We start from the raw sequence: 18,880 nt of genomic DNA on the forward strand, positions 1-18,880 counted from the left end.
CTTATTTTCTCCAAACAACCCTATTCGGATGTTGTTTTAAACTATAACCTGAATTGCTCACCAAGGTAGACATCACGAACTTGTTGGTTTGCTAAAACCTCAGCCGGGGTACCTGCAGCAATCAGTTCTCCATGACTTACAATATAGGCAATTTCACAGACATCAAGAGTTTCGCGCACATTGTGGTCAGTGATCAGCACGCCTATACCTCGTTGGCACAGATGCTGAATGATTTTTTTAATATCTAACACTGAAATAGGATCAACACCAGCAAAAGGTTCATCTAAAAGGATAAATGCCGGATCTGCGGCCAATGCTCTGGCGATTTCCACCCGGCGACGTTCACCACCGGATAAACTCATGCCCAGGCTATTACGGATATGGCCTATATGGAATTCGTCCAGCAGCGCATCTGCTTTTTCTTCGCGCTGCTCTTCTGTTAAATCTTTGCGATGCTGCAAAATAGCCAGCAGGTTGTCGTAGACCGTTAGTTTGCGGAATATTGAGCTTTCCTGCGGCAGGTAGCCAATGCCGGAACGGGCGCGGGCATGAATGGGATCAAAAGTGATCTCTTTGCCATCCAAAGTGATTTCGCCTTTATCGGAAGGGACTAAGCCGACAATCATATAAAAGGTTGTGGTCTTTCCAGCACCATTTGGCCCAAGTAAACCGACAATTTGACCTGCATTCACTTCCAGACTGACGTCTTTGACCACCTGACGGCCTTTATAACTTTTAGCCAGATGGGACGCGACTAACTTCATTCTTGTTTTCCTTCCGGGCTGAACACAGTCGTCACTCGTTCGGTTTTTTTACCGTCAGACTCCGCTTCCAGCTCTTGTTTTTCAAGGTTGTATTTAATCACTGCACCTTGCACCATGCTGCCATTTTGACTCAGTTCCGCATTACCAGTCAGCACCAGCGTGCCATTGGCTACGTCGTAGCGGATTTCATTCGCACTGGCTTTGATTGGCTTTTCGCCATCGAGCAGCTGTGAATAGGTGGCTGGTTGGCCTGAAGCAATAAACACCTCTTTGCCTTTCCCCGCGCTGGCAATGACTTCAAGTTTGTCAGCTTCAATCAGTAAGCTGCCTTGCTCTACTTTGACGTTATCGACAAAAGTCATCACCTTGTCTTTGATCGAGCCAAACTGGCGATCGGAACCGACCTGAATTTCTTTTTTGAAATCATCAGGTCCTGCCTGAACGACGCTACTGAATGTCAGAGCGATACTCAATAAAATAATGTTACTTTTCATTGTAATAAACCGTTTTAGTATGCTTTTTCAGCTCTATATTCTGTGCGTTCAAATCGGCCTGCATGCCTTGGCCTGTGATCTGGAAACCCAGCCCAAAAATCCGCACTTGTTCGCTCGATTGCAGCGTATTGCTGTTGAACAATAGCTCAACTGCATTGGTTTCTATTCGGGTAAAGAGTGGGTCTGTCGCCATATTGCGCAGTTCCACTCTGTGTTCAAGAATAAGTTTATCGTCAGGATAAAGCACAGCCTGCTCGCTTGTCACTTGCCATAATGGCACTTTTTCCTGATAAATGGTGTAGATAGGGAAATCAAATTGTAAAAAACCAAAGCGCTCGAAGTGTTCCATGCGTTGAGCCCGGATTAAATCCGACAGATGGCCTTCCTCGTTGTAAATCATCCGGGTCAGATCTTGCGCCACATAATCAGGTTGACTGTCCTGATTGGCTGGCGTGCCGCTTTGTTCCTGATCCAGCAGTTGCCAACTGTAAAAACCCGCAGCACCCGCTACGATCAGCACTAACCAGAGGAATTGACGGATCATGTACTACTTCCTGAAAATTCAGCAAATTTGCCCTGAGCGGTCAGTAGCAAATCGCAAAGTTCACGTACTGCACCAAAACCCCCGGGTAATTGACAACGGTAGTCTGCATGCAACACAAGGTAAGGATGTGCATCCTGAACTGCAACGCTTAATCCACAGTGTTGCATTACGGCCCAGTCCGCTAAGTCATCACCAATAAAGGCGATTTGTGACGCTTGGAGTCCCAGTATTTGCTGGAGTTCAGCAAAAGCAGCGAGTTTATTTTCCTGCCCCTGATAAATGTAAGGTACGGTCAGTGAGGTCATACGTTGCTGCACTATCTCTGAACGACGGCCAGTAATCACAGCCACTTCAATACCGGCATGACGCAGCGCTTTAATGCCGTAGCCATCGCGGGTATGGAAGGCTTTGAGTTCTTCGCCCTGGTTGCCCATATAAATACGGCCGTCAGAAAACACACCATCGACATCACAAATCAATAAACGGATGTGCTGCGCTTTTTGTTCCAGCTCCGGGCTGATGGCTTGATACATCTGTGAAAATAAAGACGACATCAGAGTACTCCGGATTTTAATAAATCATGCATATTCAGCGCACCTACAGGCTGTTGTTGCTCATTGACGACGATAAGCCCGTTAATTTTTCGTTGTTCCATCACTTGTAAGGCTTCTGCCGCCAGCATAGCAGGTTTAGCCGTGATACAGTTTTTGGTCATCAGACTGGCAATACTGGCCTGATGTAAATCGACTTGTTGATCCAGAACGCGGCGTAAATCGCCATCGGTAAATAAACCTGCCAGTTTGCCGGCATCATCGACAATAGCCGTCATGCCCAAACCTTTACGGGATATTTCCAATAGTGCTTCTTTCAGACTGACCTGGTGATGAACAACTGGCAATGCCTCACCACTGTGCATCACATCTTCCAATCGTAATAACAAACGACGCCCTAAGCTGCCACCCGGATGAGATAAAGCAAAGTCATCAGCAGAAAAGCCCCGCACATCCAATAGTGCTACCGCTATTGCATCACCCATAGCCAAGGTTGCTGTGGTGCTGGCTGTAGGGGCCAGTCCTAAAGGACAAGCTTCCTGTTCTACCCGAACACAGAGATGGACATTGGATAAGGTAGCTAAAGTCGATTCAGGGCGACCTGTCATACTGATCAGTTTGATACCACGACGTTTTAGTACTGGCACTATAGCCAGAACCTCTGCGGTTTCACCTGAGTTGGAAATGGCAAGCACCACATCGTCACTAGTGATCATGCCTAAGTCGCCATGACTGGCCTCAGCCGGATGCACAAAAAATGCTGGTGTGCCGGTGGAGGCTAAGGTGGCTGCAATTTTATTGGCAATATGACCCGATTTACCCATGCCAATGACAATAACCCGACCTGTGCAGTCAAACATCATCTGACAAGCCGAATTAAAACTCTCGTCTATGTAAGCGGCCAGTTGGGTGACTGCTGTGGCTTCAATCTGTAATACCTGTAGAGCCTGAGGGCGAAAATCCAGAGTCATGCAAAAATCCCCATTTAATAGCCATTGCCAACTTAGTTGGATCTGTAGTTCTGTGGAAAGGATCCAGTAAGAAAATCTGCGTGATTATTCAACGCTATTGTTTAGATGCTATGTGCAAAACCAATCACTTAGGCAAGGCAGAGCTGAAATATTAAGCTGCGATTCATTTTCAGCGCGGCACACTTTATGCCCATACACAGAGGCTGATATTTTCGTGCTTCTCTGACCTAAATGCAAAAGATTACGTAAAACAATCACATTATTCTGTTTTTGCAATCAGTTGTTACTATTTTTTATAAGGTTGTTGTGGCGAAAAACCTATACAATAGCAGGCCTCTGTGAATCCGCTTCGCTTGAAGTCGTTGCTGTGCCTAGGTATATTGCGCGCCTTTAATTTTAGCGATACGCGCTACTGTTTTTTATCAACGAGGATCAACGTGTCAGATATTCTGGTAGACATTCAGCACCTGACGTTTAAACGCGGTGACCGTGTGATCTATGACGACATGAGCATGCAGTTTCAGCGTGGCAAAGTCACCGCCATTATGGGGCCAAGTGGTATTGGTAAAACCACATTATTGCGTCTTATCGGTGGTCAGCTAAAACCTGAACAGGGCAAAATTCTGGTCGATGGTCAGAATATTCCGCAGCTTAGTCGTAAAGATTTGTACAAAGCCAGGCAAAAAATGGGCATGTTGTTCCAAAGTGGCGCCATGTTCAGTGAGATGTCTGTGTATGACAATGTCGCTTTTCCTATCCGCGAGCATACCCGCTTGCCTGAAGACATCATCCGTTTGATGGTGTTGATGAAGCTCGAGGCCGTAGGATTGCGTGGTGCTCGCGATTTAATGCCAGCAGAGCTCTCTGGCGGTATGGCGCGACGAGCGGCTTTGGCCCGTGCCATTGCACTGGACCCGCAATTTATTATGTACGATGAGCCTTTTGCCGGACAGGATCCTATCTCAATGGGCGTGATAGTGCGCTTGATCCGTTCACTGAATAACGCTTTGGGCTTAACTTCTGTGGTTGTATCCCACGATGTGAATGAAGTGATGAGTATTGCCGACTATGTTTATGTAGTCGCTGAACGAAAAGTGATAGGGCAGGGCACGCCAGATGAACTTCGCGCTCATCCTTCTGCCTTAGTGCAACAGTTTTTACAGGGACAGTCTGATGGTCCTGTACCTTTCCACTTTAAAGCAGCCAATTACAGTACTGAATTAATGGAGTTAGCGAAGTGATAGTGGATAAGTTACAGCAACTCGGACAGCACAGTATTGCTAAAATCCAGGGTATGGGTCGTGCAACTTTAATGTTGTTTGGTGCCCTGATTGCCTGGCCAACACCGCGCAAAAGTTTTCCTTTGTTGCTAAAGCAGTTGTACGTGGTGGGTGTGCTGTCTTTACTGATTATTCTGGTGTCGGGGTTGTTTATCGGTATGGTGCTGGCGTTACAAGGCTACACTGTACTGTCTAAATTTGGCGCTGAACAAATGTTAGGCCCCTTGGTGGCTTTGAGCCTGCTGCGTGAGTTAGGCCCTGTGGTTACAGCGTTATTATTTGCGGGGCGCGCAGGTAGTGCTTTGACGGCTGAAATTGGCCTGATGAAAGCAACAGAGCAGCTCTCCGGTATGGAGATGATGGCTGTGGACCCGCTGCGCCGTATTATCGCTCCCCGTTTTTGGGCTGGTGTGATCAGCATGCCATTACTGGCTTTGATCTTTACTGCCGTAGGTATTTTAGGTGGCCATCTGGTGGGTGTGGACTGGTTAGGTGTGGATGGTGGTGGTTATTGGTCAGCCATGCAGGCCAATGTCGACTTCCAGCAGGATATTCTGAACGGTGTGATTAAAAGTGTTGTCTTTGCCTTGATTGTGACCTGGATAGCCTTACATAAAGGCTTTGATGCGGTTCCAACCTCTGAAGGGATCAGTCAGGCGACCACACAGACAGTAGTCACCTCTTCTTTAGCGGTCTTAGGTTTTGACTTTATATTAACAGCTGTAATGTTTGGTGGATAAAAAATGACATCTCGCAGAATCGAAGTGTTGGTAGGTTTATTTGTTGCTCTGGCTATCGCCGCTTTTTTGTTGTTATCTCTGAAAGTAGCGAACAGCGGTATGACAGGCTCTGGTCAGACTTACATGCTGTATGCCAAGTTTGAAAATATTGGCGGCTTAAAAGTGCGTTCTCCTATTAAGGTAGGAGGCGTGGTTGTGGGGCGTGTGCGTTCTATTGAATTGAATACTGAAGAGTACTCACCTGTAGTGGCGATGGAAATTGACAGCCAATACAACAATTTTCCTGAAACCAGCTCAGTGGCTATTTTGACCTCAGGTTTATTGGGTGAACAGTATTTAGGGTTACAACCTGGTTTTGTCGACGAAACAGTCAGCATTCTGAAAAGTGGTGATTATGTAGAGGACACCAAGTCGGCTATCGTACTGGAAGAGTTGATTGGCCAATTCTTATTTAATAGAGGAAGTAACTAAGCATGAAAAATTTGCTGGTAAAAATCGCAGCTACTGCGCTGATTTCTTTTGGGCTGGTTGCTCAGGCTAGCGCCGCTGAAGTAAAAACTTATGATGACCCGTACAAAATGATTGAATCTGTAGCGGATCAAACCTTTCGCCGTATTTCTGCTGATCAACCTGTGATCCAAAAAGATTTGGAGCATTTACGCGTTATCGTCAATGAAGAGTTGGTACCTTACATTGATAGCCGTTATGCCGCGTTTCGCGTGATAGGCAACTACATCAAACAAACCAAACCAGAAGAGCGTGACGCTTTTGTGGTGGCTTTTAAAGATTATATGGTGGCGACTTATGCTGGTGCTCTGACCCAGTACAAAAATCAAAAAGTAATTTTTGAACCAGCCAAAGCCGTAGGTAATCAGAATATTGTCACCATCAAAACCCGCGTTATTGATCCGGGCAAACCAGATATCAATATCGAGTTTAAACTGCGCCGTGCTAAAGATGCTCAAAACTGGCAGGTGTTTGACATGGTGGCTGAGGGCATTTCTCTGCTGGACAGCAAAAGAGCTGAGTTGGGTAACCTGATCCGTCAACAAGGTTTAGCCAGCGTCACCGCACTGTTAATCGAAAAATCAAAAGCTCCTATCACAGCTCCTTTGCAGGGTAATGATGCTAAAAATTAGTCAGCAAGAACAGACTCTGTTTTTTACCGGAGCTTTAGACCGGGACACAGTGCCAACCCAGTGGCCATTTAAGTTATTAAAAAAATTGAATGGCACTGTAGTGTTTGATTTCAGCGAACTGGCTTTAGTGGACACAGCAGGTCTTGCCTGGTTACTACATCAGGTGGCGCAAGCTACTAAACTGGGTTTGACTATCCAAATGCGTCGTGTGCCGGAGCAGTTAATTTCTCTGGCGCAGTTGTCAGATGTGTTGGCTTTGTTGCCACTAGAAAAAGAGGATAAAGGCCATGCAGTGTAATGACATTGAGCAACTGTTAACCGAAGAATTAAAGCTGGCTGAAGTCTATGTTAAAGCCGAAGGCAATCATTACGCTGTGACGGCAATAGGTGACTGTTTTGACGGTGTGAGCCGGGTGAAGCAGCAACAAATGATTTATGCCCCTTTGATGGCGGCTATTGCTGATGGTAGTATTCACGCTGTTTCAATAAAAACCTTCACGCCGACTCAATGGCGCCGTGAAAAATTACTTAACCCACCTGTATAGTAGTTAAAAATGCAACAATTTCTGGTTTCAGGCGGCGCCACTTTAAAAGGTGACGTTGTTATTTCCGGCGCTAAAAACGCCGCACTTCCTATTTTATTTGCCACTATTCTGGCAGAGCAGCCTTCGGTGCTTAGCAATGTTCCTGTATTAAAAGACATTGATACCACCTTTAAATTGTTGCGTATTTTTGGTGCTGACGTTAGCCGTGATGACCATCAGGTGACAGTGGATGCAACTGCTATTCATAGTCAAATGGCACCTTACGAGCTGGTGAAAACCATGCGCGCCTCTATTTTGGCCTTAGGGCCTTTGTTAGCCCGTTTCGGTCATGCCGAAGTGTCCTTACCTGGCGGCTGTGCCATTGGCGCACGTCCGGTGAATCTTCATATCGATGGTCTGCGCAAAATGGGTGCCGAGATCACAGTGGAAGCTGGCTATATCAAAGCCAAAGCGACCCGCTTAAAGGGGGCTCATATTTTCATGGATATAGTCAGTGTCACAGGCACTGAAAACCTGATGATGGCTGCGGTGCTGGCTGACGGTTTAACTATCATTGAAAACGCTGCACGTGAGCCTGAAGTGGTGGACCTAGCCAAGTATCTGATTGCTATGGGTGCGGATATTCAGGGCGCAGGCACTGATACCATCCGTATTACCGGTAAAGAAAAGCTGCACGGCGCACGTCACACTGTATTACCTGATCGGATTGAAACCGGTACTTTTTTAGTTGCAGCTGCTGTAACAGGCGGTGATGTCACCTGCTTAAATGCATCGCCAGCTGAACTTGAAGTCGTGCTGGAGAAACTACGGGAAGCTGGCGCTGACGTGACTACCGGACCGGATTGGATCCGTCTGAACATGACAGGCCGAACCTTAAAATCAGTCAATGTAAAAACAGTACCTCACCCAGGTTTCCCTACCGACATGCAAGCACAGTTTACTGTGTTGAATGTGGTGGCTGAAGGTGTAGGTATGGTGACTGAAACCATTTTTGAAAACCGCTTTATGCATGTGCCTGAGTTACAACGTATGGGCGCAGATATTCAGCTGGAAGGCAATACAGCGCTGATTAAGCATACAGATAAGCTGATGGGCGCTCAGGTGATGGCAACCGATTTAAGAGCTTCCGCCAGCTTAGTGATTGCAGGTTTAGTAGCTGAGGGAGAGACAGTGGTTGATCGTATTTACCATATCGACCGTGGTTACGAGCAAATCGAGTACAAGCTAAAAGGTTTGGGCGCTAATATTCAGCGCATCAATGCTCCAGCCTGATCTGTTGCTTTAAACAAAAAAGCCAGTGCTAGTCACTGGCTTTTTTGTGTCCGCTTGAATGCTTAGTTCAGTTCTCTGATCACCACTGGCACAGTCAAAGCTTTCCCACCGCGTTCGATGGACATTTGCAAAGTCGTATCAGGTGGTGTTTCGGCTATTAAATCCAGCGCATGATGCACGCTGGTCAGTGTTTCACCATTGATTTTCTGCAACACGTCGCCGACCTGTAAACCTGCTATAGCTGCAGGGCTTAAAGGTTCTATGGCGCTGATTTTCACACCAAATAAGGTTTGCGCTGTGGATATCATCAGATCGCCGGCAGGGTTGACCACGGGATCACCACTGACGCCTAAATAACCACGGATCACCCGACCATGCTGGATCAGTTTCTGCAATACATTGCTGGCTAAACGATAGGGTACTGCAAAAAATATCCCTTGAATGTCCTGATTACGCTGCCGCTGAAAAGCCGCAGTATTGATTCCAACTAAAACACCATTGCTGTTAATTAAAGCGCCACCAGAATTACCGGCATTAATGGCTGCATCCATTTGCATAAAGTCAGCATAACCATTGGCAGGGCTTAACCCGGCGCGGCCTGTTGCGCTGATCACGCCTTGAGTAATAGCCTGGCCTAAGTTAAATGGGTTACCTATCGCGAGCACTACATCACCCACCTGAGGCTCTAAACTGGCATCTTGCGGTATCACAGGCAAGTTATCTGCTTCAACATAGAGTACGGCTAAGTCCGTCAATTGATCCTGACCAATCAGCACGGCATCAAAGACTCTACCGTCCTGCAATGCTACAGAAATTTGATCAGCACCATAGACCACATGGTAGTTTGTGAGTACATAACCCTGAGCGTTCATAATGACACCAGAGCCCAGTTCCTGGCGCTCTATAGTACGGCTTTGGTAAGAACGTGGGTCTTGAGTGGTGCTTTTGGTATAGACATTGACCACTGCAGGTGCTGCAGCACGTACTGCTTTAGAATAGGAAACAGGCGCAGGCAGCTGCTCTTTTTGCTGCCAAAAATTCAGCTTCAATCCTTGTTCCTGGTTGAAAAAGACCAGCCACAGCATAGCGATTGCCAGACCGTAAGCGACACTTTTTAATAGACTTATCAGAAGTTTGGGCACAGGAAGAAATTAAGAAACTGAAAGATTTTGCAAGCATAACACTAAAATAACGGGAGCAGTAGCAAGCCACAGGCTTGCTACTGCAAAAAGTTAACGTATTAGTACATAAAGGATACGTTCACCGCGTTGTACCTGCAGCGCTATCACGCCAGAGCTTTTACTCAGTATCTCACGTAGCTCTTTAGTGGTTGTCACACGGCCGCGGCTAACACCGACAATGACGTCACCTTTCTCCAGCCCTAAAGCAGCAGCTGGTGATCGCGCAGCGACTTCATCTATGACAATACCTTTTTCACCATCCGGGGTTTTACCATCACTTAAGGTGACACCTTCCAGCATAGGGTGTAGTGTTTTAGCTTCTGCTGTAGTTGCTTCAGCCGCTTCCAGTGTCACTTTTACTGTCATGGCTTTATCTTCGCGCAAGATACCCAAGCTAATTTCTTTACCTACGCCTAAAGTGGCGATCTTAGCTCTGATTTCGGTAAAAGAATCAATCTGCTTACCGTTCAGATGAGTAATAATGTCACCACTTTTCAAACCCGCTTTATCGGCCGCCGAACCAGGTATAACTTCCTGCACCCAGCCTCCTTTATTGGCTTTCACTTTCATGGCTTTAGCTATTTCAGCGTTTAAGTCGCCACCCCTTACACCTAAAGCACCGCGACGCACTTCGCCATATTCAATAAATTGGGCCACCAGGTTTTTCATCATATTGGCTGGAATAGCGAAACCAATGCCGATGTTGCCGCCATTCGGTCCCAGGATCGCTGTGTTAATACCGATGAGTTCGCCTTTGAGATTGACTAAAGCGCCACCTGAGTTGCCACTATTGATGGCGGCATCCGTTTGGATAAAGTCTTCATAACCTTCAATACCCAAGCCACCGCGGCCCAGGGCACTGACAATACCTGAAGTGACGGTTTGGCCTAAACCAAAAGGATTACCTATGGCCACAGTGAAATCACCCACTTTTAAGGCATCCGAGTCGGCCAAAGCGACTTGAGTCAGATCTTCAGCTTCGATTTGTAGTAGTGCGATATCGCTTTCAGGATCTTCACCAATCTTTTTGGCTTTAAAGCTGCGACCGTCTTTTAAGGTCACCTGAATTTCAGAGGCTTCGTTGATCACATGGTGGTTGGTGACTACATAGCCTTTTTTGGCATCAATGATGACACCTGAACCCAAACCACGGAAAGGTTGTTCCTGACGTAGCTCACCACCACGACCGAGGAATTGCTCTAAAGCACCAGGCAAGCGCTGACGTACTTCGCGGCTACCTGCCACTGAGATGTTTACAACAGCTGGAGTTACATTCTCCAACATAGGAGCCAGACTAGGCATTTCCTGATCGCCTGCGCCAAAAAAAGGCAACTTGGCTTGAGCTGGCGCAGGCTGCGCCAGCAGTAAAGCGGCAAAAATACTGATACTGACTAAAGATAACTGCGACTTCATAGTAGGTAATGCTCCTTCGTACAAGTGACTTCACTAAGGTACAGATGACGTCACTAAGAATGCTTTACCAGTCGAAAAGTTCAGTTGTCCGATGAGTTTTGCTCAGTTTTATTTTTCATTAAACCACTGGCGGTATTGGAATAATCCAGCGGTTGATAGGATGGTTCATCCTTTACTTTGCGACGCTCATCCAGTTTGTGGATCGACTGGCGTATTTGTGCCGTAGTGTCAGCTGAGAAATAATTCAGCTCACTGCGGTTATCAAAAGTTGGTCTTTCGATCAACTGCATCTTGGTCTGCGCCATGTGGCGGGCAATTTTTTCGTAGTTTTCGTGGAGCTGACTCATCAGTTGATGGGTCGTTTCCACATGTTCTGTCACATCGCTACGATATTGTTGCAGCTGTTGTTTGGTTTCGTTTAGCTCCACCTGAAGTTTGCTTTGATTAAATTGACGCAAACAGTACAAGCGGGTTGCCACTATGCCAACCACTAAGCCAGCTATTAACCAGGCCAAGGCAAAAGTAACAGTCATAACAACTCCTGAAAAATTAGTTAGTTCAACAATAGTTTAACCTATCTTCTTATCCAGAGTGGTAAGGCATGTTACTATTACGGCCATTATTTAGGGTTAATTGGCTTATTTTTCAATATCCGGCATGACTACACCACTGCAAAAATATCAACAAGACCTCAAACGTGATGATTTTCTGTTTGATGCGGCCCAGCAAAATGCGGTGCAACATCTGGAACGTCTGTATCAGCAATTTGTGCAGGATAAACCTGTTAAGCAAGGTTTCTTCGATAAATTGCTGGGAAAAAGGCCCAAAACAGAGCCATTGAAAGGACTTTATTTCTGGGGCGGGGTAGGCCGGGGGAAAACTTATCTGGTGGACACCTTTTATGAGTGCCTGCCGACAACTCGCAAGCTACGTATCCACTTTCATCGCTTTATGCATAAGGTGCATCAGGAGCTGAAATCTTTGCCTGGCGTTTCGGACCCGTTAAAAATAGTGGCTGATCGCTTTAAAGCTGAAACCGATATTTTGTGTTTTGATGAGTTTTTTGTCTCAGATATCACCGATGCGATGATTTTAGGCACCCTGATGCAAGAACTGTTTGCCCGCGGTATTACACTGGTGGCAACCTCGAACATCGAGCCGGATGGTTTGTATCGCAATGGTCTGCAACGTGCGCGCTTTCTGCCCGCAATAGCACTGATCAAGCAATACACTGAAACTGTCAATGTCGACAGTGGTATCGATTACCGGCTTCGTACTTTGACTCAGGCTGAAATTTATCATTCGCCGCTGGATGAAAAAGCCGACAGCAATCTGGCTGAATACTTCCTGGCACTATCGGTTGAACCGCGTCAGGATAAGGCCCAGATTGAAATTGCCGGCCGGACTTTAACCAGCCGCAAAGAGGCCGATGGCATTATCTGGTTTGATTTCCCAGAACTTTGCGAGACAGCTCGCAGCCAATACGACTACATGGAATTGAGTAAGTGTTATCACACTGTATTGTTGTCCAATGTGACGCAGATGGGACAGACCCGTGATGATGTCGCCAGACGTTTTATCGCCCTGGTTGATGAGTTCTATGAACGTCACGTTAAACTGATTATTTCAGCCGCAGTGCCTATGGAACAACTTTACACAGAAGGCATTTTATCCTTTGAATTTAAGCGCTGTTTAAGTCGTTTGCAGGAAATGCAATCGCATGATTATCTGGCGAAACAACATTTACCTTAATTTTTTCGTTAAATGGCTGTTTTTTATCATTGGTTACTATATAATCCGCGGCCGGCCCACGTTACAGCCTGAAACTGCCGTAGCCTGGCAGTTTATGTACTCGAAGGGGTGCGATAAGCGACACAATGAAGATTGTGTTAGGTGTAACAGTGTTATTTTTTTTGGGTAGTTTTTAGATGAAAACTTTTACTGCTAAGCCAGAAAGCGTGCAACGTGACTGGTTCGTTGTTGATGCAACAGGTAAGACACTTGGTCGTATCGCAACTGAGATCGCTCTTCGTTTACGCGGAAAGCACAAGCCAGAGTACACTCCACACGTTGACACCGGTGATTACATCATCGTTGTAAACGCTGACAAAGTGACAGTCACTGGTAACAAAGCAAAAAACAAAATGTACTACTCTCACAGTGGTTTCCCAGGTGGTATCAAAGAAATTAACTTTGAAAAACTGCTTGTGAAGAAGCCGGAGATGGTATTGGAAGCAGCCGTAAAAGGTATGTTGCCTAAAGGTCCTCTGGGCCGCGCTATGTTCCGTAAGTTAAAAGTATATGCAGGCGCCGAGCATCAACATGCTGCTCAGCAACCGCAAGTTTTAGATATCTAATCGGAGCAGAACATGGCAACTAATCAATATTACGGTACTGGTCGTCGTAAGACCTCTACAGCTCGTGTATTCATCAAAGCAGGTTCAGGTAACATCGTTATCAACCAACGCTCTATCACTGAATACTTCGGTCGTGAAACTGCTCGTATGGTTGTTATGCAACCATTAGAGTTAGTGGAAATGGTAGGCAAGTTTGACTTATACGTCACTGTTAAAGGTGGTGGTATTTCTGGTCAGGCTGGCGCAATCCGCCACGGTATCACCCGCGCTCTGATGGAGTTCGACGAGTCTCTGCGCCCTGCATTACGTAAAGCTGGTTTCGTCACTCGTGACGCCCGTAAAGTTGAACGTAAGAAAGTGGGTCTGCATAAAGCTCGTAAGCGTCCACAGTACTCAAAACGTTAATTCGTTTTTTGTTGCAAAGAACCCGGTCTTGTACCGGGTTTTTTATTATCTGCTTTTCACTACCTGCTTCGCCTCAGAGCTGCATCACTATTGATTCAGAATTATCTTGCTTGAGACGGATTCCAATAGCGGTGAATTTTCTTTGCATGAAATCTGCTACTGTTGAGCTTGATCATGGCAGAAAGGTCTTTTTCAGGTTAAAACATGGTGATGCAAAGTTTTACTGACTATTCTGGTTTCGTATTTCGTCGAAAAACTGATGCCAGAACAAAGAGAATTCGGCTAAATCCTTGTGTAAAGCAGGGCTTTTCATTATGATCCGCCGTATTTTTCAACTTATAATAATCGCTGTAATTCAGCCGCTTAAAATATCAACATTTAAGCGTTTAACGTGGAGATGAGTGGATGAGCAATGCGCCTGTAGATCATGGTCGCCGTCGCTTTCTGACCATAGCAACTTCTGTAGTTGGTGGGGTTGGTGCGATTGGAGCTGCTGTTCCCTTTATTGCTTCCTGGAATCCGAGTGAAAAAGCTAAACAAGCTGGTGCTGCAGTCACCGCTGACATTAGTAAACTCGAAGACGGGCAGCTAATACGGGTTGAGTGGCGCGGTAAGCCAGTATGGATCGTGAAACGGACACCAGCTATGCTGGAAAGTCTGACCAAATCAGTAGATAAACTTCGTGACCCTGCCTCAGAAGAACCGCAACAACCTGATTACGCTAAAAACGATCATCGTTCGAAAAAGCCTGAAATTTTTGTTGCTGTGGGGATCTGTACTCACCTGGGCTGTTCACCAACTTACTTGATGAAAGATTTCGATGCTCAGGTTGAAGGCATTCCTTCTGGTTTCTTCTGTCCATGCCATGGTTCTACCTACGATATGGCTGGTCGCGTGTTCTCTGGCGTTCCAGCGCCTAAAAACCTGATGATCCCACCTTATATGTTTGTCGATGACACCACCATTTTGATTGGTGAAGATGAGGGGACAGCTTAATGTTTAAAAACTTTATGAGCTGGATTGAGTACCGCATGCCATTTATGGAGAAGATGAACCTCCATGTGATGCAGTACCCAGCGCCAAAAAACTTTAACTTCTGGTACTTCTTTGGCTCTTTAGCCATGTTAGTACTGGTGAACCAAATCCTGACCGGTATTTGGTTAACCATGAACTTTGTTCCTACAGCTGAGGGCGCTTTTGCTTCTGTTGAATACATCATGCGTGATGTCGACTACGGCTGGTTGCTGCGTTATATGCACTCCACCGGTGCTTCTGCCTTCTTTGTTGTGGTCTACCTGCATATGCTTCGTGGCATGATGTATGGTTCTTACCAGAAACCACGGGAACTGCTGTGGATCTTCGGTATGCTGATTTTCTTAGTCTTAATGGCTGAAGCTTTTATGGGTTATTTGTTACCATGGGGCCAGATGTCGTTCTGGGGCGCTCAGGTTATTATCTCTATCTTCGGTGTTATTCCGGTGATTGGTGATGATTTAACCTTGTGGATCCGTGGTGACTACGTTATTTCAGGCGCTACTTTAAACCGTTTCTTCGCATTACACGTTATTGCTCTGCCATTGGTGTTAGTGGTTCTGGTGTTCCTGCACATCATCGCTCTGCATGAAGTGGGTTCAAACAACCCGGACGGTATTGATGTAAAACGTGAAAATACCGGTGAGAAAATTGAAGACAATGTGTCTGACAAATTTACTTTCCATCAGTATTTTACTAAAGGCGGTAAGAAGATTATCGTTGATGCTATTCCTTTCCATCCTTACTACACGGTGAAGGATATAGTAGGTGTGGTCGGTTTCCTGTTTATTTTCTGCTGGGTTATTTTCTTTGCGCCAGAAGGTGGTGGTTTCTTCCTCGAGCCGCCAAACTTTGAACCGGCAAACCCGATGAAGACCCCTGATCATATAGCGCCGGTTTGGTACTTCACCCCTTTCTACGCCATTTTACGTGCTGTACCTGATCAGCTGTTTGGTGCAATTTTTATGTTCCTGGCTATTATCTTCCTGGCTTTATTGCCATGGTTAGATCGTTGCCCGGTTCGTTCAGTTCGTTACCGTAGCAATCTGCACAAAGCTAACTTGACTATGTTCTGTATCAGCTTTGTGGTCTTGGGTGTGTTGGGTGTGTTACCTGCGACTCCAACTTATACCTTGTTAGCGCAGATTTTCTCGTTTACTTATTTTGCTTACTTTGGTCTGTTATGGTTCTACAGTAAAAACGAGAAAACCAAGCCGTTGCCAGTGAGGTTATCCTGATGATTAAAAAGTTATTTACTGTACTTGCGCTGGTAGCATCCAGCGCAGCTATGGCAGCTGGTGGTCATACTGTGCATTTAGATAAAGCACCTATTGATCTGACGGACAAAGAGTCACTGCAACGTGGTGCTCGTATGTTCCAGAACTACTGCTTAGGATGCCACCAGATGCAGTACCAGCGCTATTCCCGTACTTTCCGTGATTTAGGGATCCCTGATGACGTAGGTATGGCAACTTTAGGTTTTACTGCGAATAAAGTGGGTGACCATATTAAAAACGCAGCTCCTAAAGCGGACCTGGCGAACTGGTTTGGTGCTGCGCCACCAGATTTGACTAACGTAGCCCGTGTGCGTGGTCCAGACTGGATTTACACTTACTTGCGCACCTTCTATGCGGACCCAAGCCGTCCATTCGGTGTGAACAATGAAGTATTCCCTCTGGTCGGTATGCCACACGTGTTACAGGAGCTGCAAGGTATTCCTTACAAAGCTACTGAAACACGTTTGGTCGATGGTGTGCCAACAGAAGTGGATGTAGGTATTAAGACCGATGGTTCAGGTGAACTGAGTACGGAAGAATACGACCGTGCAGTAGCTGACCTGGTGAACTATCTGGAATACGTCGGCGAGCCTTCCAAACTGGAATCGCGTAGCTTAGGTATTAAAGTTCTGATTTTCTTAGGTATCTTCTTTATCTTCGCTTTCCTGTTGAAGAAAGAGTACTGGAGAGATGTCCACTAAGGACTGTAGTGTTAGCCTTTAAGAGGGGCCGCGAGGCCCCTTTGTATTTATGCTTATAACCGGAGGATCCTATGGCGATTTCTGCCAACAGACGTGCTGTGATGACCTTGTTTTCAACAGCCAATGACATGTACTGTCATCAGGTCAGAATGGTACTGGCGGAGAAAGGCGTCACGGTAGATATTATTCAGGTCAGCACAGAGAGCCTGCCTGAAGATGTCTATGAGGTTAATCCTTATGGTTCTTTGCCCACTTTGATGGACAGAGATTTGGCTTTATTTAAAGCCGATATTATTAATGAATATCTGGACGAGCGTTTTCCGCATCCTCCTTTAATGCCGGTGTACCCGGTAGCCCGAGCGAATGCCCGTTTAATGATGCATCGCATCGAAAAAGACTGGTATGGTTTAGCCGAAAAAATTCTGCAGGATGGTCCGGACGCCGCTATAGCCCGTCGCGATTTACGCGAAGGCTTATTGGCTATGGCTCCTTTGTTTCAGGAACATCCGTATTTTATGAGCGACGAGTATAGCCTGATTGATTGTTATCTGGCTGCTTTACTCTGGCGCTTGCCTATGTTTGGTATTGAACTGACAGGCACAGGTAGCAAGTTACTGCAAACTTATATGACCCGTATTTTTGAACGTGACGGTTTTCAGCAGTCGTTAACTGAAGCTGAGCGGGAAATTCGTCGGGGGCGTGGTTACTGATGGAGATGACGTCGAACAAACCTTATTTAATCCGGGCTTTTTATGAATGGATAGTGGATAACAACCTGACTCCATATCTGGTGGTGAATGCCAGTGTGCAGGGCTGTAAAGTGCCGACTCAGCATATTCAGAATGGTCAGATTGTGCTGAATATTTTGCCGTCAGCTGTAGGCAACATGCTGATGGGCAATGAGGTCATTACCTTTAACGCCCGTTTTGGTGGCAAACCTTTTGCGCTGACAGTACCCATCAAAGCTGTATTGGCTATTTATGCCCGCGAAAATGGGGCTGGTACTATGTTTGATGCAGAAGAAGACACAGAGGATGATATTCATCATCTGGAAGCTGTGTCTGATGAAGACACGCATCACGACGGCGATACTCCGCCGGATGACGAGCCTACTGATCCAAACAAAGGCAAAAAAGTTTCACACCTGCGGGTCGTGAAATAACTCGCATAGTGAAACTAGTTTTATAGATACGCATCTGAGTTAGATCAGCTCAGATGCAACCTGCCAAAATGCTCTCAATAGCGGCTCATGCAACCGCTTTGATAAAGTACATAAACCTAGATCAAAAGGCGCAAATTCATCGCCTTGCGTTAAATACCTCACTCTGTCTCGTGCCGGGCTTTGCTGTGCCACTACAGCGGGCACCAAGGCCACCCCAGTACCTAATGCTACCATGCTGACCATAGCTTCATGGCCTTCTACTTTAGCGACCACTTTGGGTTCGCTAATACGAGCTTTACGCCATAACTCAAAGCGACTACGCACAGGACCATGCTCAGGCAGAATAAAAGGTACTGAATCCCAGGGAATAGGGCTTTGGCTAAGCAAATCATTGGTCTTGCATGGGATCACAGGCGCTATCAATTGCAGCGGTACTTTGGCAATACTGCGAAAGGCCATATTCAGTGGGAAATGCTCTGGATACACAGCAAGCGCTATATCGGCTTCATCTTGTTTTACTTTCTCCAAGGCTGCTGAGGCATCCCCTGTAATCAGCTTAATTTCGGCCAAAGGGCAGACTAAACGGAATTTATCCAATATAGCGGGCAGATGGCTAAAGCTGGCAGTGACAGTGCAAAACAAGCGGATTTCGCCGCTTAGCGATGCGCTGGTTTCACTCAAAGCTATTTGCAACTGGTGCCACTGCTCTAAGTAACTCTTCACAAAGGCCTGTACCTTTTGGCCAGCCAATGTCAGGCGTACCGAACGGTTATCCCGTTGAAACAACTCAACGTTTAACTCTTCTTCCATGCGCTGGATCACCCGGCTTAAGGTCGAAGGGCTGACATACATTTGTTCGCTGGTGCGGGCAAAGTTCAGGCTGCTGGCCAGGTGTAGAAAAAGCTGGGCGTTGCGAATATCCATAAGTGTCTCCGCACTGAGTGTTGGTGTTGCATAAAGTGAAATACTGTATTGTGAATATATCACTTCACGCAATCATTGCACTGTTTTATTCTCGAAAGCATCAAAACAGTGCATGACTTCTCTGCCCT

24 protein-coding genes are annotated in these 18,880 nt (G+C 46.2%); 15 read left to right on the forward strand and 9 right to left on the reverse strand.

Going from position 1 to position 18,880, the window contains the following annotated elements:
• Positions 1-41 precede the first annotated feature (41 nt).
• From lptB to IEW88_RS00855, 5 genes are read right to left on the reverse strand one after another with little or no spacing between them, the layout of a single operon-like run.
• Positions 42-764 carry an LPS export ABC transporter ATP-binding protein gene (lptB, locus tag IEW88_RS00835; RefSeq protein WP_053425811.1) on the reverse strand — a complete coding sequence of 241 codons (723 nt, stop codon included), beginning with the start codon at positions 762-764 and terminating at the stop codon, positions 42-44.
• Entirely contained in the window at positions 761-1,258 is a 498-nt protein-coding gene (lptA, locus tag IEW88_RS00840) for a lipopolysaccharide transport periplasmic protein LptA (protein ID WP_053425812.1), read from the reverse strand. The genes lptB and lptA overlap by 4 nt, the downstream gene beginning before the upstream one ends.
• A complete protein-coding gene (gene lptC / locus IEW88_RS00845) occupies positions 1,248-1,802 on the reverse strand; it encodes an LPS export ABC transporter periplasmic protein LptC (protein WP_053425813.1) in 555 nt (184 codons plus the stop codon). Before lptC ends, lptA begins: the two co-directional genes overlap by 11 nt.
• Positions 1,799-2,356 (reverse strand): 3-deoxy-manno-octulosonate-8-phosphatase KdsC, encoded by a 558-nt coding sequence (gene kdsC / locus IEW88_RS00850; protein WP_147903100.1) that lies wholly within the window; start codon positions 2,354-2,356, stop codon positions 1,799-1,801. Before kdsC ends, lptC begins: the two co-directional genes overlap by 4 nt.
• A complete protein-coding gene (locus tag IEW88_RS00855; RefSeq protein ID WP_147903099.1) occupies positions 2,356-3,324 on the reverse strand; it encodes a KpsF/GutQ family sugar-phosphate isomerase in 969 nt (322 codons plus the stop codon). The genes kdsC and IEW88_RS00855 overlap by 1 nt, the downstream gene beginning before the upstream one ends.
• 437 nt (positions 3,325-3,761) lie before the next feature.
• Here IEW88_RS00855 and IEW88_RS00860 point away from each other — a divergent pair, with 437 nt between their 5' ends.
• The 7 genes from IEW88_RS00860 to murA are packed head-to-tail and all read left to right on the forward strand — an operon-like array spanning position 3,762 to position 8,300.
• Positions 3,762-4,565 (forward strand): ATP-binding cassette domain-containing protein, encoded by an 804-nt coding sequence (locus tag IEW88_RS00860; protein ID WP_053425816.1) that lies wholly within the window; start codon positions 3,762-3,764, stop codon positions 4,563-4,565.
• Positions 4,562-5,344 (forward strand): lipid asymmetry maintenance ABC transporter permease subunit MlaE, encoded by a 783-nt coding sequence (gene mlaE / locus IEW88_RS00865; RefSeq protein ID WP_053425817.1) that lies wholly within the window; start codon positions 4,562-4,564, stop codon positions 5,342-5,344. The genes IEW88_RS00860 and mlaE overlap by 4 nt, the downstream gene beginning before the upstream one ends.
• A 3-nt stretch (positions 5,345-5,347) precedes the next feature.
• Entirely contained in the window at positions 5,348-5,815 is a 468-nt protein-coding gene (gene mlaD / locus IEW88_RS00870; protein ID WP_053425818.1) for an outer membrane lipid asymmetry maintenance protein MlaD, read from the forward strand.
• A 2-nt stretch (positions 5,816-5,817) separates the two neighbouring features.
• Positions 5,818-6,483: an MlaC/ttg2D family ABC transporter substrate-binding protein gene (locus IEW88_RS00875; RefSeq protein WP_053425819.1), complete on the forward strand. Its 666-nt coding sequence runs from the start codon at positions 5,818-5,820 to the stop codon at positions 6,481-6,483.
• The gene (locus IEW88_RS00880; RefSeq protein ID WP_185148525.1) at positions 6,470-6,781 is read left to right on the forward strand and encodes an STAS domain-containing protein; all 312 of its coding nucleotides are present in this window, start codon (positions 6,470-6,472) and stop codon (positions 6,779-6,781) included. The genes IEW88_RS00875 and IEW88_RS00880 overlap by 14 nt, the downstream gene beginning before the upstream one ends.
• On the forward strand, positions 6,771-7,028 hold the full coding sequence (locus IEW88_RS00885; RefSeq protein WP_053425821.1) for a BolA family protein: 258 nt from the start codon (positions 6,771-6,773) through the stop codon (positions 7,026-7,028). The genes IEW88_RS00880 and IEW88_RS00885 overlap by 11 nt, the downstream gene beginning before the upstream one ends.
• A gap of 9 nt (positions 7,029-7,037) precedes the next feature.
• Positions 7,038-8,300, forward strand: a complete 1,263-nt coding sequence (gene murA, locus IEW88_RS00890; protein WP_147903098.1) for a UDP-N-acetylglucosamine 1-carboxyvinyltransferase — start codon at positions 7,038-7,040, stop codon at positions 8,298-8,300.
• A gap of 62 nt (positions 8,301-8,362) precedes the next feature.
• Here murA and IEW88_RS00895 read toward each other — a convergent pair whose 3' ends face one another.
• The 3 genes from IEW88_RS00895 to IEW88_RS00905 form a co-directional block, all read right to left on the reverse strand.
• Positions 8,363-9,349 carry a trypsin-like peptidase domain-containing protein gene (locus IEW88_RS00895; protein WP_229670211.1) on the reverse strand — a complete coding sequence of 329 codons (987 nt, stop codon included), beginning with the start codon at positions 9,347-9,349 and terminating at the stop codon, positions 8,363-8,365.
• Positions 9,350-9,532: 183 nt separating this feature from the next.
• Positions 9,533-10,894: a Do family serine endopeptidase gene (locus IEW88_RS00900; RefSeq protein WP_147903097.1), complete on the reverse strand. Its 1,362-nt coding sequence runs from the start codon at positions 10,892-10,894 to the stop codon at positions 9,533-9,535.
• A gap of 80 nt (positions 10,895-10,974) precedes the next feature.
• Entirely contained in the window at positions 10,975-11,427 is a 453-nt protein-coding gene (locus tag IEW88_RS00905; RefSeq protein WP_147903096.1) for a Z-ring associated ZapG family protein, read from the reverse strand.
• 124 nt (positions 11,428-11,551) lie between these two features.
• Between IEW88_RS00905 and zapE the strand changes: the two genes are divergently transcribed.
• From zapE to IEW88_RS00945, 8 genes are all read left to right on the forward strand, one after another.
• Complete coding sequence (gene zapE, locus IEW88_RS00910; protein WP_053425825.1) at positions 11,552-12,646, forward strand: cell division protein ZapE; 1,095 nt, start codon at positions 11,552-11,554, stop codon at positions 12,644-12,646.
• A 176-nt stretch (positions 12,647-12,822) separates the two neighbouring features.
• On the forward strand, positions 12,823-13,251 hold the full coding sequence (gene rplM, locus IEW88_RS00915; RefSeq protein WP_046519663.1) for a 50S ribosomal protein L13: 429 nt from the start codon (positions 12,823-12,825) through the stop codon (positions 13,249-13,251).
• A gap of 12 nt (positions 13,252-13,263) precedes the next feature.
• Positions 13,264-13,656 carry a 30S ribosomal protein S9 gene (rpsI, locus tag IEW88_RS00920; protein WP_008899943.1) on the forward strand — a complete coding sequence of 131 codons (393 nt, stop codon included), beginning with the start codon at positions 13,264-13,266 and terminating at the stop codon, positions 13,654-13,656.
• 405 nt (positions 13,657-14,061) lie between these two features.
• Complete coding sequence (gene petA, locus IEW88_RS00925) at positions 14,062-14,652, forward strand: ubiquinol-cytochrome c reductase iron-sulfur subunit (protein ID WP_053425826.1); 591 nt, start codon at positions 14,062-14,064, stop codon at positions 14,650-14,652.
• Entirely contained in the window at positions 14,652-15,926 is a 1,275-nt protein-coding gene (locus tag IEW88_RS00930; protein WP_053425827.1) for a cytochrome b, read from the forward strand. The genes petA and IEW88_RS00930 overlap by 1 nt, the downstream gene beginning before the upstream one ends.
• Entirely contained in the window at positions 15,926-16,666 is a 741-nt protein-coding gene (locus IEW88_RS00935) for a cytochrome c1 (RefSeq protein ID WP_082335850.1), read from the forward strand. Before IEW88_RS00930 ends, IEW88_RS00935 begins: the two co-directional genes overlap by 1 nt.
• 71 nt (positions 16,667-16,737) lie before the next feature.
• Positions 16,738-17,376, forward strand: coding sequence for a stringent starvation protein SspA (gene sspA, locus IEW88_RS00940; RefSeq protein WP_053425828.1), 639 nt, complete (start codon positions 16,738-16,740; stop codon positions 17,374-17,376).
• A gap of 5 nt (positions 17,377-17,381) precedes the next feature.
• Positions 17,382-17,828: a ClpXP protease specificity-enhancing factor gene (locus tag IEW88_RS00945; RefSeq protein ID WP_185148524.1), complete on the forward strand. Its 447-nt coding sequence runs from the start codon at positions 17,382-17,384 to the stop codon at positions 17,826-17,828.
• 39 nt (positions 17,829-17,867) lie between these two features.
• On the opposite strand, the gene ilvY is transcribed toward IEW88_RS00945, so the two are convergent.
• The gene (ilvY, locus tag IEW88_RS00950) at positions 17,868-18,752 is read right to left on the reverse strand and encodes an HTH-type transcriptional activator IlvY (protein ID WP_147903094.1); all 885 of its coding nucleotides are present in this window, start codon (positions 18,750-18,752) and stop codon (positions 17,868-17,870) included.
• Between the last annotated feature and the right edge of the window lie 128 nt (positions 18,753-18,880).

Origin of the sequence: Rheinheimera tangshanensis, from assembly GCF_014645135.1 — a bacterium.
Lineage (GTDB): Bacteria > Pseudomonadota > Gammaproteobacteria > Enterobacterales > Alteromonadaceae > Pararheinheimera > Pararheinheimera tangshanensis.